The sequence below is a fragment of the Streptomyces sp. NPDC016851 genome (assembly GCF_055562795.1).
Genome location: NZ_JBVHEP010000004.1, coordinates 88,877 through 102,311, shown reverse-complemented (window position 1 = coordinate 102,311; position 13,435 = coordinate 88,877). Strand labels below are relative to the sequence as shown.

General features: G+C 72.0%; 13 protein-coding genes. 5 read left to right on the top strand and 8 right to left on the bottom strand.

The features are described 5' to 3' along the window. Window positions 1-32 precede the first annotated feature (32 nt). Window positions 33-656: a flavin reductase family protein gene (locus ACZ3I3_RS08220; protein ID WP_467363514.1), complete on the top strand. Its 624-nt coding sequence runs from the start codon at window positions 33-35 to the stop codon at window positions 654-656. Between the two features lie 15 nt (window positions 657-671). Here the strand turns inward: ACZ3I3_RS08220 and ACZ3I3_RS08215 are convergent, their stop codons facing one another. After that, a complete protein-coding gene (locus ACZ3I3_RS08215; protein WP_467363512.1) occupies window positions 672-1,787 on the bottom strand; it encodes a methyltransferase in 1,116 nt (371 codons plus the stop codon). A 242-nt stretch (window positions 1,788-2,029) separates the two neighbouring features. Between ACZ3I3_RS08215 and ACZ3I3_RS08210 the strand changes: the two genes are divergently transcribed. Continuing rightward, a complete protein-coding gene (locus ACZ3I3_RS08210; RefSeq protein WP_467363510.1) occupies window positions 2,030-2,878 on the top strand; it encodes an alpha/beta hydrolase in 849 nt (282 codons plus the stop codon). 71 nt (window positions 2,879-2,949) lie between these two features. Here the strand turns inward: ACZ3I3_RS08210 and ACZ3I3_RS08205 are convergent, their stop codons facing one another. Then, the gene (locus tag ACZ3I3_RS08205; RefSeq protein WP_467363508.1) at window positions 2,950-3,315 is read right to left on the bottom strand and encodes a YybH family protein; all 366 of its coding nucleotides are present in this window, start codon (window positions 3,313-3,315) and stop codon (window positions 2,950-2,952) included. A gap of 118 nt (window positions 3,316-3,433) precedes the next feature. On the opposite strand from ACZ3I3_RS08205, the gene ACZ3I3_RS08200 reads away from it, so the two are divergent. Next, a complete protein-coding gene (locus tag ACZ3I3_RS08200) occupies window positions 3,434-4,327 on the top strand; it encodes a LysR family transcriptional regulator (protein WP_467363507.1) in 894 nt (297 codons plus the stop codon). Window positions 4,328-4,345: 18 nt separating this feature from the next. Here the strand turns inward: ACZ3I3_RS08200 and ACZ3I3_RS08195 are convergent, their stop codons facing one another. Then, complete coding sequence (locus ACZ3I3_RS08195; RefSeq protein WP_467363506.1) at window positions 4,346-5,671, bottom strand: MFS transporter; 1,326 nt, start codon at window positions 5,669-5,671, stop codon at window positions 4,346-4,348. A 71-nt stretch (window positions 5,672-5,742) separates the two neighbouring features. Here ACZ3I3_RS08195 and ACZ3I3_RS08190 point away from each other — a divergent pair, with 71 nt between their 5' ends. After that, entirely contained in the window at window positions 5,743-6,783 is a 1,041-nt protein-coding gene (locus tag ACZ3I3_RS08190; protein WP_467363504.1) for a GlxA family transcriptional regulator, read from the top strand. Here the strand turns inward: ACZ3I3_RS08190 and ACZ3I3_RS08185 are convergent. The 3 genes from ACZ3I3_RS08185 to ACZ3I3_RS08175 form a co-directional block, all read right to left on the bottom strand. Further along, window positions 6,773-7,822 (bottom strand): Zn-dependent alcohol dehydrogenase, encoded by a 1,050-nt coding sequence (locus ACZ3I3_RS08185; RefSeq protein WP_467363503.1) that lies wholly within the window; start codon window positions 7,820-7,822, stop codon window positions 6,773-6,775. The two genes, ACZ3I3_RS08190 and ACZ3I3_RS08185, sit on opposite strands and share 11 nt — an antisense overlap. Further along, window positions 7,822-8,970 carry an acyl-CoA dehydrogenase family protein gene (locus ACZ3I3_RS08180; RefSeq protein WP_467363501.1) on the bottom strand — a complete coding sequence of 383 codons (1,149 nt, stop codon included), beginning with the start codon at window positions 8,968-8,970 and terminating at the stop codon, window positions 7,822-7,824. Before ACZ3I3_RS08180 ends, ACZ3I3_RS08185 begins: the two co-directional genes overlap by 1 nt. Window positions 8,971-9,210: 240 nt before the next feature. Continuing rightward, window positions 9,211-10,128, bottom strand: a complete 918-nt coding sequence (locus tag ACZ3I3_RS08175; RefSeq protein ID WP_467363500.1) for an SDR family NAD(P)-dependent oxidoreductase — start codon at window positions 10,126-10,128, stop codon at window positions 9,211-9,213. Window positions 10,129-10,234: 106 nt separating this feature from the next. Between ACZ3I3_RS08175 and ACZ3I3_RS08170 the strand changes: the two genes are divergently transcribed. Next, window positions 10,235-11,161, top strand: coding sequence for a cyclase family protein (locus ACZ3I3_RS08170; protein ID WP_467363499.1), 927 nt, complete (start codon window positions 10,235-10,237; stop codon window positions 11,159-11,161). Between the two features lie 469 nt (window positions 11,162-11,630). Here the strand turns inward: ACZ3I3_RS08170 and ACZ3I3_RS08165 are convergent, their stop codons facing one another. Together ACZ3I3_RS08165 and ACZ3I3_RS08160 are read right to left on the bottom strand one after the other, a co-directional pair. Continuing rightward, window positions 11,631-12,110: an ATP-binding protein gene (locus ACZ3I3_RS08165; protein ID WP_467364000.1), complete on the bottom strand. Its 480-nt coding sequence runs from the start codon at window positions 12,108-12,110 to the stop codon at window positions 11,631-11,633. Between the two features lie 443 nt (window positions 12,111-12,553). After that, window positions 12,554-13,435 carry an acyl-CoA dehydrogenase family protein gene (locus tag ACZ3I3_RS08160; RefSeq protein WP_467363999.1) on the bottom strand — a complete coding sequence of 294 codons (882 nt, stop codon included), beginning with the start codon at window positions 13,433-13,435 and terminating at the stop codon, window positions 12,554-12,556.

Sequence of the window (13,435 nt, the reverse complement as noted above, 5' to 3'; positions counted from 1 at the left end):
TCTGACGCTCCGTCAGCTTCAATGCAGGTGTGATGGGACAAGCAGGAATGGCCGAAGCCGCCGTCCGCTACCTCCGGTCGGTCCGCACCGCCGCGCCGGAGCCCGTCGAAGTGCTGCCGCGCCCCGACCTGCGGTGCGTCGGCGAGGACGAACGCGCTCCCGTCGACCCGGCGGAATTCCGCCGCGTCCTGGGAAATTTCGCGACGGGAGTGGCCGTCATCACGGCATCCCCCGCCACCCCCACCGACTCCCCCGCCGGCTTCGCCTGCCAGTCCTTCACCTCCCTCTCCCTCGACCCGCCGCTGGTCGCCTTCATGGTCGGCCGCACATCGACGACCTGGCCGCGTATCGCCCGGGCCGGGGTGTTCTGCGTGAACGTCCTCGCGGCCCACCAGGGCGAGCTGTGCCGCGCCTTCGCGGTGAGCGGCGCGGACAAGTTCGCGGGGGTGGTGTACGACGCGGCGCCGGTGTCCGGCTCGCCGCGCCTGTCGGGTGCCGTCGCCTGGATCGACTGCGCGGTCCACGCCGTCCACACCGGCGGCGACCACCTCATCGTGGTGGGCCGGGTGGACGCCCTCGGCACGGCCGCCGACGATCCGGCTCCGGAGGGACCGCTGCTCTTCCACCGGGGGCGCTTCGCGCGGCTGTCGGACTGATCGGGCCGGTACGGATCAGGCGACGGCCAGCCGCCACAGTGACGTGACCTCGGCGGCCCGTACGGCGTGCAGCGGATCGTCCGTGTCCCGCACGCGCGTGTGGCGCGGGCGGGTGTCCAGACGGTCGATCACCCGCAGCCCGGCCCCCTCCACGGCGGCCATCAGCTCCTCCCGGCTGCGCAGCCCGAGGCGTTCGGCCAGGTCGGACAGCACGAGCCAGCCCTCACCGCCCGGCTCCAGCCGGCCGGTGAGCCCGTCGAGGAACCCGCGGAGCATGCCGCCGCCCGCGTCGTAGACACCGAGGTCGAGGTCGGAGGCGGGGCGAGCGGGGAGCCAGGGCGGGTTGCACACCACCAGGCCGGCGCGCCCGTCGGGATACAGCTCGGGCCCGGTGACGCGGACCACCGACCCGAGCCCCAACCGCTCGACGTTGTCCCGGGCACACGCCCGCGCCCGGGCGCTGACATCCGTGGCCACGACCTGCCGGACACCTCGCCGGGCGAGCACGGCGGCGAGCACACCGGTGCCGGTACCCAGGTCGAACGCGGCACGCATGCCAGGGCCTGGCAACGGCGCCTGCGCGACCAGGTCGACGTACTCACTCCTCGTCGGTGCGAACACCCCGTAGTGCGGATGAATCCGTGCCCCCAGTGCCGGAACCTCCACACCCTTCTCCCGCCACTGCCGGGCACTGATCACACCCAGCAGTTCGGTCAGGGCGACGGCCATGTCCCCGCCGGGCGGCCCGTACGCCTCACGGCACGCCACGCGCACATCGGGCGCCCGCCGCAGAGCCAGTACGTACTCGCCCTCCAGCAACACGAGCAGCTTCCCCAGCACGCGTGCACGGTGAGCACGAAACCGCCGGTACAGATGAAAAGTCTCGGCGGGCGTCCCCGCGATACCGGGCGCGGCACTACGGATACGACGGTCCATGGCACGCAACAACTGCCGCGCGTTCTGAAAATCCCCGCGCCACAACAACGCGGTGCCCTCACAGGCCAGCCGGTAAGCGACGGCGGCCCTCATCCGGTCGTCGGCGACGACGACCCGACGGGGCAGGGGCAGCCCGGACTCAGAATGCCAGCGGGCGGAACGGGGTTGAGCATCGACCCAGTGGATCGTGGACACGGCAAACTCCTCGGTAGGCCGAACGTGAACGAACCTGCGACGCCACGACGACCACGTCACCGAGAACCATGCCGATTGTCATCGACGGACCTTCCAAGAGGCGAATGTGCTGGTTTCAGGATAGGCCCAGCCCGCCAGGGGCTCGACGCCGTCGGCCTACCAGCACCGCGAAGACCCCGGCGCCACCGGTCCAGGAAACTGCATTGCGGTCAAGGGTGGTGATCGCCCTACGGTGTCTCCCCGTGACCATCGAGATGCCCTACCAGCCACTTCCGATCGACCAGTCGGACGTGCGCTACGTCCACGGACCCGATTCCGCTCCACAGCCGGGTGTGCCCGCCGGCGAGACGGTCGAGCTCGAGTGGAGGGACAGCGAGGTCTACCCGGGAACCTTCCGGAAGTTCTGGATACACGTGCCTGAACAGTACGACCCGGCGGAACCGGCATCCTTGATGGTGTTCCAGGACGGATGGTGGTACCTGGACCCCGCAGGGGAGGTACGCGGCGCGATCGTCCTGGACAACCTCATTCACCGCGGCGACATCCCTGTCACCATCGGCGTGTTCGTCGATCCTGGCGTCTTCCCCGATGCGGAGAACCCGAAGAACCGCAACAACGAGTACGACGCCTTCGACGACCGGTACGTCACCTTCCTCCTCACCGAGATCATCCCGCAGGTCGCGGAGCGCTACACCATCGCCCAGTCGCCCGAAAGGTGGGGCATCTGCGGCGGGAGCAGCGGTGGCAACTGCGCCTTCACCGCCGCGTGGCTGCGTCCGGACAAGTTCCGCCGCGTCATCGGATACCTGTCCAGCTTCGCGCAGATGCCGGACGGCAACCCCTACCCAGACCTCATCTCCCGCGTCCCGCGCAAGCCGCTGCGCATCTTCATGCAAGGCGGCCACCGCGACCTGCACTGGAATGAGCCACAGTGGAACTGGCTCGCCGAAAACCTGCGCGTGGCAGCCGCTCTCGCTGAAGCGGGCTACGACTTCCGTCTTGTCCTGGGAGACGGCGGGCACAGCCCCAACCACGGCGGCGTCCTGCTGCCGGACGCTCTGCGCTGGCTGTGGCGTCCCGACGAAGATTGATCGATACCTGCTCCACAACCGCAGTCCTGGAGGTGGTGTCCGACCAGGTCATCGGCGAGGGGACGAGGAACTCAGCGGCCGGGCGGGACGAACTCGGGCTGGTCGAGCAGGCGTAGCCAGCTTCCGTCGGGCTGGCGACGGACGACCTGGGCGCGGGCGCCGGTGCCGTCCTTCGGTGGGGTCGAGGTGAGGGCGATGCCGTCGCTGACCAGCGTCGGCAGCGGTTCTTCCGGCTCGAAGCGGGGACGGCCGGCCAGCACCTTCTCCCACAGCGCACGGATCGCCTCCCGGCCCACCGTCCGTTCACCGGGCGGGTAGGCCAGCACCGCGTCCTCTTCGTACAGTGCGGCGACCCCGGCCGCGTCACCGGCGTTGGAGCGTTCGACGAACAAGCGGGTGATGTCCTCGGGCCGCATGGCCTTCTCGTACTCCGGCACGGATACCTCCTGACGTCGGGCTTCAGTGCCTTCCAGTGCTCCCTTGCGCTTTCCAGCCTCGTCGCCCGTCAGCCAGAAGTCCAACAGATGGTTCTTCTGGAAACTAGAATTCGCAGTCATGGAAATGAGGCAGCTGGAGTACTTCGTCGCCGTCGCCGAAGAGCAGAACTTCACGCGGGCGGCCGAGCGCGTGCACATCAGCCAGTCCGGCGTCAGCGCGCAGATCCGCCAGTTGGAGCGCGAACTCGGCGCCGAGCTGTTCCACCGGTCGGCGCGCACCGCCACCCTCACCGTCGCGGGAAAGGCCGCGCTCGAACACGCCCGTGCCGCGCTCGCCGCGGCCGAGGCGGTCGGGCAGGCGGTGGGTGAGGTCACCGACCTGATCCGGGGCCGGCTCACGGTCGGGATGGTCATCGGCTGCACCGTCACGCCGCTGTTCGACGCCCTCGCCGCATTCCACCGCGCGCATCCGGGCGTGGAGATCGCCCTGCTGGAGGACAACTCCGACCGGCTCGTCGAGGGCGTACGCGCCGGCACCATCGACCTGGCACTCATCGGGACAGCAACCGCCCCTCCCGACGGGCTGGACGCGCTGACCATCATCAGCGAGCGGCTCGTCACAGCGGTTCCGGCCGACCACCCCCTGGCGAAACGGCGGCGGGTCACTCTGCGCGACGTGGCCGCCCACCCCATCGTGTGCATGCCACCCGGCACGGGTCTGCGCACCGTGTTCGACCGTGCCTGCGCCGCGCAGAGCCTGCAGCCCGCGATCACCCTGCAAGCCGGCTCCGCGGACGCCATCGCCGACCTCGCCGTCCGCGGGCTCGGCGTCGCCGTCCTCAGCGAGTCGATGGCCGCGCACCACCGCGACCGGCTCACCGCACGCCCCATCGACGACGTCGACACACCGGCGTTGCTCGCCCTGGTGTGGAAGAGCCCGCACGGCCCCGCCCTGCGCGAGCTGCTCCTGCACAGCCGACGAGCGTTCACCGAGCCCGGCCCTGCCGCCTGAAAGCGCGAGAGCCCGCTCTCAGGCCACGGCCTCCACCCCCGGCCCCACCCCCCGCCGCCGGATCACCAACGCCATCAGCGCCGCCACCGCGCACAACGCCCCCGACGCGTACCAGACCACGTCGTACGAGCCGAACGCGTCGCGGGCGACGCCGCCGAGGAAGGCGACCAGGGCAGCGCCGACCTGGTGGGAGGCGAGGACCCAGCCGAAGACGATCGCGCTGTCCTCGCCGTACTGCTCGCGGCACAGGGCGAGGGTGGGCGGGACGGTGGCGACCCAGTCGAGGCCGTAGAAGACGATGAAGAAGATCATCGGGGGTTGGACGCTCGGTGTCACCAGGAGCAGGGGCAGGAAGAGGAGCGAGATGCCCCGCAGGGAGTAGTAGACGGCGAGCAGGCGCCGGGCTTCGAAGCGGTCGGTGAACCAGCCGGAGGCGATCGTGCCGACGACGTCGAAGACGCCGATGACCGCGAGCAGTGAGGCGGCGGTCGTCAGGGGCATGCCGTGGTCGTGGGCGGCGGGCACGAAGTGGGTCTGGATCAGGCCGTTGGTCGAGGCGCCGCAGATCGCGAAAGTGCCGGCGAGCAGCCAGAACGGGCCGGTGCGCGCGGCCGAGAACAGGACGGTCACGGCCCGGCGGGCGGCGCCGGGGGCCGGTGCGGGCTTCGGTACGAACTCGGTGGCGCCGTACGGCTTCAGGCCCACGTCCGCGGGGTGGTCGCGCAGCAGGAGCCAGACGAACGGGACGACGGCGAGGGCGGCGAGCGCGACCGTCACGGCCGCAGGGCGCCAGTCGTGCCGCTCGACGATCCAGGACAGCAGGGGCAGGAAGATCAGCTGGCCGGAGGCGGACGCGGCGGTGAGGATGCCGGTGACCAGGCCGCGCCGCTCGGTGAACCAGCGGTTGGTGACGGTCGCCGCGAACGCCAGCGCCATGGAGCCGGAGCCGAGGCCGACCAGCAGGCCCCAGCACAGCATCAGTTGCCAGGCCGCCGTCATCCACACCGTGAGACCCGAACCGAGCGCGATGACCGTCAGGGCGACCGCGACGACCCGGCGGATGCCGAAGCGGTCCATCAGGGCCGCCGCGAACGGGGCCGTCAGACCGTACAGCGCGAGATTGACCGAGACCGCGGCGCTGATCGTGCCGCGCGACCAGTCGAACTCCTCGTGCAACGGGTCGATGAGCAGGCCCGGCACGGAACGGAAGGCGGCCGCGCCGATGATCGTCACGAAGGTGACGGCGGCGACGAACCAGGCCCGGTGCACACGTATGCGGCGGCCGCCGCGGCCCGGCTTCGGCGGCTGCGGTGCGACTGCTGCGGCTTCGCTTGTCTGGGTCACGACATAGAGCTTCCGGCCCGCGACAGACTCCATCGAGTGGCCCGGAAGACAGCATTCGCTAGGATCGGGCCATGACATCGGCCAGCCACTCCAGTCCGGCCCCGGACCCGGCCGCCGGCTTCCGCCCCCACCGCGTGGTCGTCCTCGCCCTCGACGGGCTGCTCCCCTTCGAGCTGGGCATCCCGCACCGTATCTTCGGCCGCCCCAAGGACGCCCTGGGACGGCACCTGTACGAGGTCGTGACCTGCTCGGTCCGCCCGCCGGGCCCGGTCGAGACGGACGCCGACTTCGCCATCCACGTCGCGCACGGCCCCGAGGCCCTGGCCGACGCCCACACGGTGATCGTCCCGGCGTCGTACGAACTCGGCCCGGTCTACGACGAGGGCGTGCTGACCGACGAACTGGCCGCCGCCCTCGCCCTCCTCCGGCCCGGCACCCGGCTGGCCTCCATCTGCACCGGCGTCTACGTCCTCGCCGCCGCCGGACTCCTCGACGGCCGCCCCGCCACGACCCACTGGGCCGACGCCGCGCGCCTCCAGCGGCTCTTCCCCAAGGTCCGGGTCGACCCGGACGTGCTGTTCATCGACGACGGCGACGTGCTGACCTCGGCGGGCGTCGCGGCCGGCATCGACCTGTGCCTGCACATGGTGCGCCGGGACCACGGCACCGCCGTCGCCAACGACGTGGCCCGTCGTACGGTCGTACCGCCGCACCGCGACGGCGGTCAGGCGCAGTACATCGAGCGTCCGGTGCCCGATCCGCAGCAGGCCTCCACCACCACCGCCCGCGCCTGGGCCCTGGGCCGCCTCCACGAGCCGGTCCAGTTGCGCGACATGGCCGCCCAGGAGTCCATGTCGGTCCGCACGTTCACCCGCCGCTTCCGCGAGGAGACCGGCGTCAGCCCGGGCCAGTGGCTCACCCAGCAGCGCGTGGAACGGGCCCGGCACCTGCTGGAGACCACCGAACGGTCCGTCGACCAGGTGGCCCGCGACGCCGGCTTCGGCACGGCGCAGTCGATGCGCCAGCACCTCCAGACGGCGCTCGGTGTCACGCCCACCGCCTACCGGCGGACCTTCCGGACCGCCAGAGACACGGGGGCCGTCAGAACGTGAGCACCCCGCGCGCCACCCGCCCCGCCTCCGCGTCCGCCGCCGCCTTCTCGAAGTCCTCGACCGGGTAGGTCCGGGTGACGAGTTCGTCGAGCAGCAGCCTGCCCTGGCGGTACAGCTCGGCGTAGAGGGCGATGTCCCGCTGGGGGCGGGAGGAGCCGTAGCGGCAGCCCAGGATGGACTTGTCGAGGTACATCGACGAGACGCGGAAGGACGCCTCGGCCGTGGCCGGCGGCACCCCGAGGAGGACCGCCTGGCCGTGCCGGTCCAGTGCGTCGATCGCCTGGCGGATCAGCTCCACCCGGCCGGCGCACTCGAAGGCGTGGTCCGCGCCCGTGGGCAGGACGTCCCGCACGCCCTCCGTCGAGGTGAGGAAGTGGGTCGCGCCGAAGCGGCGTGCCATGTCCTCCTTCGCCGGGTTGGCGTCGACGGCCACGATCCGCAGGGCGCCCGCGAGCCGCGCCCCCTGCAACACGTTCAGGCCGATGCCGCCCGTCCCGATCACCAGCACACTGTCGCCGCGGTCGACCCGCGCCCGGTTCAGCACGGCGCCCACCCCCGTCAGCACCCCGCACCCGATGAGCGCCGCCGACGCCATCGGGATGTCCTCGGGGATCCGGACCGCCTGTACGGCCTTCACGACCGTGCGCTCCGCGAACGCCGAGTTCGCGGCGAACTGGTGGACCGGCAGGCCGGCGTGACGGAACGGCCGGCCGGGACGCCCGATGGCCTGCCGGCACATGGTCGGGCGCCCCCGGTCGCACTCCGCGCACGTACCGCAGTTCGCGAGCGTGGACAGGGACACGTGATCCCCGGGCGCGACATGGGTGACGCCCTCCCCCACCGCCTCCACCACACCCGCTCCCTCATGGCCCAGCACCACGGGAACCGGGAAGGGTATGGTCCCGTCCACCACCGACAGATCGCTGTGGCACAGCCCCGCCGCGGAGATCGCGACGCGCACCTCACCCGGCCCCGGCTCCCGCACCTCCAGGTCCGTGACGACCCGGACCTGCTTCCCGTCGAAGATCACGCCTCGCATCACGCGGCTCCCTTGGGCTCCCTGGGCAGGCCGAGCACCCGCTCGGCGATGATCGTGCGCTGGATCTGGTCCGAGCCGCCGTAGATGGTGTCGGCCCGGGAGAAGAGGAAGAGGTGCTGCGCCGCGTCCAGTGCGTACGGCGACGACACCGACCAGTCCGCCGGACCGGCGCTCGCCGCCGCGCCCCGCACCAGCACCGCCAGCTCCCCGAGCCGCTGGTGCCAGCCGGCCCAGAGCAGCTTCGCCACGCTCGGGGCCCCCGCGTCGCCCGAACCGCCCAGGGTGCGCAGGGCGTTCCAGCGCATGGTGCGCAGCTCGGCCCACTGCCGGACGAGCCGTTCCCGTACGACGGGATCCCCGACCGCACCCGACTCCACGGCCGCCCGCACCACGCTGCCCAGCTCCTCGGCGAACCCGATCTGCTGCGCCAGCGTGGACACGCCCCGCTCGAAGCCGAGGAGGCTCATGGCGACGCGCCAGCCGTTGCCCTCGCCGCCGACGACGTGCTCCGCGCGCGCCCCGTCGAAGAAGACCTCGTTGAAGTCGCTGGTGCCCGTCAGCTGCCGGATGGGGCGGACCTCGATGCGGCCCGGCTGGTCCATGGGGACGAGGAGGAAGGTCAGTCCGCGGTGTCGCCGCGAACCGGGCTCGGTGCGGGCGAGCACGAAGCACCAGTCGGCCTCGTGCGCGAGTGACGTCCAGATCTTCTGCCCGGTGACGCGGTAGGTACGGCCGTCCGCCTCGCGCACGGCCGCGGTACGGACCCCGGCCAGGTCGGAGCCGGCGCCGGGTTCGCTGTAGCCCTGGCACCAGAGTTCCTCACCGGCGGCGATCGGGGGCAGGAAGCGGGACTTCTGCGTCTCGGTGCCGTGCGCGAGGAGCGTGGGGGCCAGGAGGTTCTCACCGATGTGCCCGGAGCGCGGGGGCGCTCCCGACCGGGCGTACTCCTCGGCCCAGACGACCTGTTGGGTGAGCGTGGCGGTGCGATTGCCGTACCCGCCCGCACCCCACCCGATCCCGATCCACCCGGCCGCTCCGAGCGTGCGCTCCCAGGAACGGCGATCACTCGCCCCCTCGGCATGCGCGGCGAGCCAGTCCCTGACCTCGCCCCGAAAGTCCTCGTCGTCCTGCGCGAACCCGAAATCCACGATTGCCGCCCCTCGTCCAAAGTGACTGCTGCGATGAGGCTGATGCCGGGTGGGTGGCGCAACCCGGCGCTACGGGGTGCCGCCCGCGCCCACCCGTGCCGCCTGGGGGCACCTCCCAGGCCCTTAAGGCACTGGGGGAGGCACGACTGCCCGCGGGTTGCGAAGCAACCTGAGGGGCGCGGGGAACTGCGCGAGAAACCACAACGCACCCGCAGCCGCCCCACCACACGCACCCCCGAGCTACTGGGCGTTCGGCCGCTCCCCCTCCCGAGCCGCCCGCTCCATCTCCCGCACCCGCTCCAGCATCGGCATCGGATCCACCCCCACCGACCCGGGCAACACCTCCGCGATCCGCTCCGGCGTCCACGTACCGCCCTCGGCGTACACGGCCCGCAACTCCCTCGGCTGCGCCCACACGGCGATCTTGGCTCCGGCGGCGGTATACACCTGCCCCGTGATCCCCTGCCGGGAAGCCTCCTCGGACAGCAGATACACCACCAGCGCGGCGACATCCTCCGGCTCCCCGATCTCCGCCAGTTCCACCGGAACACCCGCGGACATCCGCGTCCGCGCGACCGGCGCCACCGCGTTCGCGGTCACCCCGTACTTGTGCAAGCCCAGCGCCGCGCTCCGCACGAGCGAGATGATCCCGCCCTTGGCCGCGCTGTAGTTGGCCTGCGACACCGACCCCTGGTGGTTGCCGCTGGTGAAGCCGATCAGCGTGCCGGCGCGCTGCTTGCGCATCACCGCCGAGGCGGCCCGGAACACCGTGAACGTGCCCTTCAGGTGCGTCGCGACGACCGGGTCCCACTCCTCCTCGGTCATGTTGAACAGCATCCGTTCCCGGAGGATCCCGGCCACGCAGACCACCCCGTCGAGCCGCCCGTACGACGACAGCGCCACGGCGACGACCCGCTGCCCGCCCGCCATCGTGGAGATGTCGTCGGCGACGGCGACCGCCTCCCCGCCCGCCGCCTCGATCTCCTTGACCACGGCCTCGGCGACCTCACTGGTCGGGGAGGCGCCGTCGACCGCCACGCCGTAGTCGTTGACGACGACCTTCGCCCCCTCCGCCGCCGCCGCGAGCGCGACCGCCCGGCCGATGCCCCGCCCGGCGCCCGTGACGGCGACGACCTTGCCTGCCAAGAAGTTCCCCACGCCCGGCCCCTTCCCGTCCCACGGTTTCTGACGGACCGTTAGATTTCGCGGACTCCAGATTCTACGACCCGTCAGATACGGGAACACAAGCCCCCGGGGAGGACTCATGTCGCTGCCGGACGCGTTCCACGACATCGCCAAGCGCGTGAACAACTGGGGGCGTTGGGGAGACACCGACGAGCTCGGCACGCTGAACCTGATCACCGACGAGGTCGTCCGTCAGGCCGCGGCGACGGTCCGCAACGGTCGCCGGATCCCGCTCGCGCTGCCCCTGAGGCGTGACGGCGTCCAGACGGGGATGATCCCGGGGCGCATCGACCCGCTGCACGTCATGGTGCAGATCAACCAGGAGCTCTTCGGCCCGGGCACCGTCGCGTGCAGCGACGACGCCGTGACCATGGGGCTCCAGGCGGCCACCCACTGGGACGCGCTGCCGCACGTCTCGCATTCGGGCAGGCTCTACAACGGCCGCCCCGCGCACTCCATCACCCCGCACGACGGCGCCGAGTTCAGCGGCATCGACAAGGTCCGGCACCTCGTCTCGCGCGGAGTGCTGCTCGACGTCGCCCGGGCCCGGGGCACGGACCGGCTCGACGGCGGGCACGCCGTCACGCCCGAGGACCTGGACGCGGCCGAGGACCTGGCCGGTACGCGCGTGCGGTCCGGCGACATCGTGCTCGTACGGACGGGGCAGGTCCAGCTCTGCCTGGCCGGGGACCGGCACGGGTACGCGTATCCGTCGCCGGGGCTGTCGATCCGGACGCCGGAGTGGTTCCACGCGCGCGATGTCGCGGCGGTCGCCAACGACACCCTCACCTTCGAGGTGTTCCCGCCCGAGGTGGAGGGCCTGTGGCTGCCGGTGCACGCCCTGCATCTGGTGGAGATGGGGATGCCGCAGGGCCAGAACTGGGATCTCGAAAAGTTGTCCACAGCCTGTGGAGAAACGGGCCGCTACACGTTCCTGCTGGCGGCGACGCCCGAGCCGTTCACGGGAGCGACCGGCTCACCGGTGGCCCCGGTCGCCGTCCTGTAGCCCGCACGCCAGGCCGCCACCCCGCCCCCGGGAAGCTGGATGGCGGCGCCGCGCTGCTCGCCCCGAGCACGACAGCGCGCGCCGCCACCCGACTCCGGCGCTCCCGCCCCGGCTCCCGTGGCCCTGACGGGGAGCCGACGCCGAGTCACGACTCACACTCGCCGAGGGCCGCCGTCGCCGGCCCTCGCCGTCCCCTCACGGCGAATCGCTGCCCACAAGCGTGAGCAAACGGTCACGAGGCGTCAACACCCGTTCGGGGATTTGTGGCGTATGCGGCTTTCTCCATGGGCGCGCACGGAAGCACATCCCGGCGCATCGCCGCATGCCATGACGAAAACGGCGGTCCTGCCGTGCGACCGTGCCCCGGCTTCGCCGCAACACCGCGCGGCATGTGCCGCCGTACACCGCACCTCGTGCGCCTCGCACCCGGCAGGTCACGGACGGGGAGCGCAAGCAGCCCCGGCCCGCCTCACACCGCCTCGTACGCCAGCCCCTCGAAGGACGCCCCGCCGCCGTACGCCACCGCGCCGCCTCCGCACGCCGCCGTGACCCCGGGGGACTTCGAGCACCGGTCCAGTTCGCACCAGATGCGCTTGCCGGTGCTCTCGACGCTCCAGCCCCAGCGGTCGGCGAGGCCGTCGACGAGGGCGAGGCCCCGGCCGCCGGTCGCGTCGTCGTCCGCGCACCGGGGCACGGGGGCCCGGCCGCTGCGGTCGGCGACCTCCAGGCGGACGGTGACCTCCTCCGTCACCGCGTGCGGCAGGGACAGCCGCAGCACGGCGGGCCGGCCGGTGTGCACCACGGCGTTGGTGACCAGCTCCGAGACGAGCAGGATCAGGGTCTCGGCGAGCGGCTCGTCGGCCTGTATGCCCGACCCGGCCAGGCGGGAGCGGGCCCACCGCCGGGCCCGCCCCACTTCTGCGGGGTCGGGCCGGATCTCCAGCTGCACTTGAAGCACCTGCACCGCTCACACCATCCGAACCGGCGGACACTTAGGCTCGCGCCTCACGAAGGCCACGATCGTAGCCATTTTCTGCATGGCCAGAACAACGGCCGGGGCAAGGATCACGGAACGTGAATCCCTTGTGGGACAGCATGGTTGACGTACAGTCACCCCAACAAGCGCTTCGGGCATATTCCAGCGCGAAGGAGTACCCGTGCGGCATACTGTGCGACGCTCGCTGCGGGGAGTCGAACAGGCGGCCCGACTGGGTCGTACCGCGCTCAGAACCACTCGCATCTCACACAACGTACCGGAGCCCGCAGTCGACTCCGGGCCGTGACGAGTCGCTCCGGGGACACAAGCCGGTATCAACGCTCCGTGATCACGCGATGCCACGATCCGCGACATCTCCACGGGCATATTCGGCGACTCCGCAGCCAGAGGGCCTGTCAGGCCGCTCCGGCCGCCAGAGCGGCCGCGAGAATCTCCTCACTCTCCGTGACACCGCCCGTACGTTGGGTTCGAACCCATGCGCGCTTCAGATGGAGATGGACCTCGGACTCCCAGGTGAAGCCCATGCCGCCGTGCACCTGGAGACAGTCGCGGGCGCCGCGCACGGCGGCGTCGTCGGCGAGCAGACGGGCGGCGGCGATGTCGACCGGGTCCGCCGTGACGGCCGCCGCGTACACCGCCGCGCGGGCCGTCCGAGACCGGACCAGCATCCCGGCGCACAGGTGTGCCACCGCCTGGAAGCTCCCGACGGGCCGTCCGAACTGTTCGCGCGCCCGGGCGTGTTGCACCGCCAGTTCGCCGACACGGGCGGCCGTGCCCAGTTGCTCGGCGGCGGTGAGGAGGACGGCGACGGGGTCCGGGTCCGCCGCCACGGCGCCGGGCACGCGGTGCAGCGGCGTCAGCGGGTCGAGGGAGCGCACCGGCACGGCTCCGGCGGTGTCACCCCGTACGACGTCGGCCTGGGCCGGCCACTCCACGAGCCCGCCGTCCACGGCCGCGACGACCGTCTCCCCGGTGGCGGCACCCGGCACCACACCGGCCGCGAGATGGGTGGCGGCCAACGGCCCGGGCAGCAGCACCCGCCCCGCCTCCTCGAACACCAACACCGCCTCCGGCAGCCCGAGTCCCACCCCGCCCTGGGCCTGAGGCAACCGCAGCGCGAAGAACCCGGCGTCGCCGAGGGCCCGCCACAGCGCCCGGTCGAGCCGGGCGGGGCCCTGCGCGGCGGACCGCAGCGCCGCCCCGTCGAAGTGCCGTGCCAGCAGCTGCCGCATCGCGTCCCGCAAGGCCCGCTGGTCGTCCGTCAGCCGGAAGCGCAC

Excerpts from the sequence above, each read along its gene's own strand:
- ACZ3I3_RS08220 (WP_467363514.1), top strand. The coding sequence starts at position 33 with ATGGGACAAGCAGGAATGGCCGAAGCCGCCGTCCGCTACCTCCGGTCG.
- ACZ3I3_RS08200 (WP_467363507.1), top strand. The coding sequence starts at position 3,434 with ATGGAAATGAGGCAGCTGGAGTACTTCGTCGCCGTCGCCGAAGAGCAG.
- ACZ3I3_RS08190 (WP_467363504.1), top strand. The coding sequence starts at position 5,743 with ATGACATCGGCCAGCCACTCCAGTCCGGCCCCGGACCCGGCCGCCGGC.
- ACZ3I3_RS08185 (WP_467363503.1), bottom strand. The coding sequence starts at position 7,822 with ATGCGAGGCGTGATCTTCGACGGGAAGCAGGTCCGGGTCGTCACGGAC.
- ACZ3I3_RS08170 (WP_467363499.1), top strand. The coding sequence starts at position 10,235 with ATGTCGCTGCCGGACGCGTTCCACGACATCGCCAAGCGCGTGAACAAC.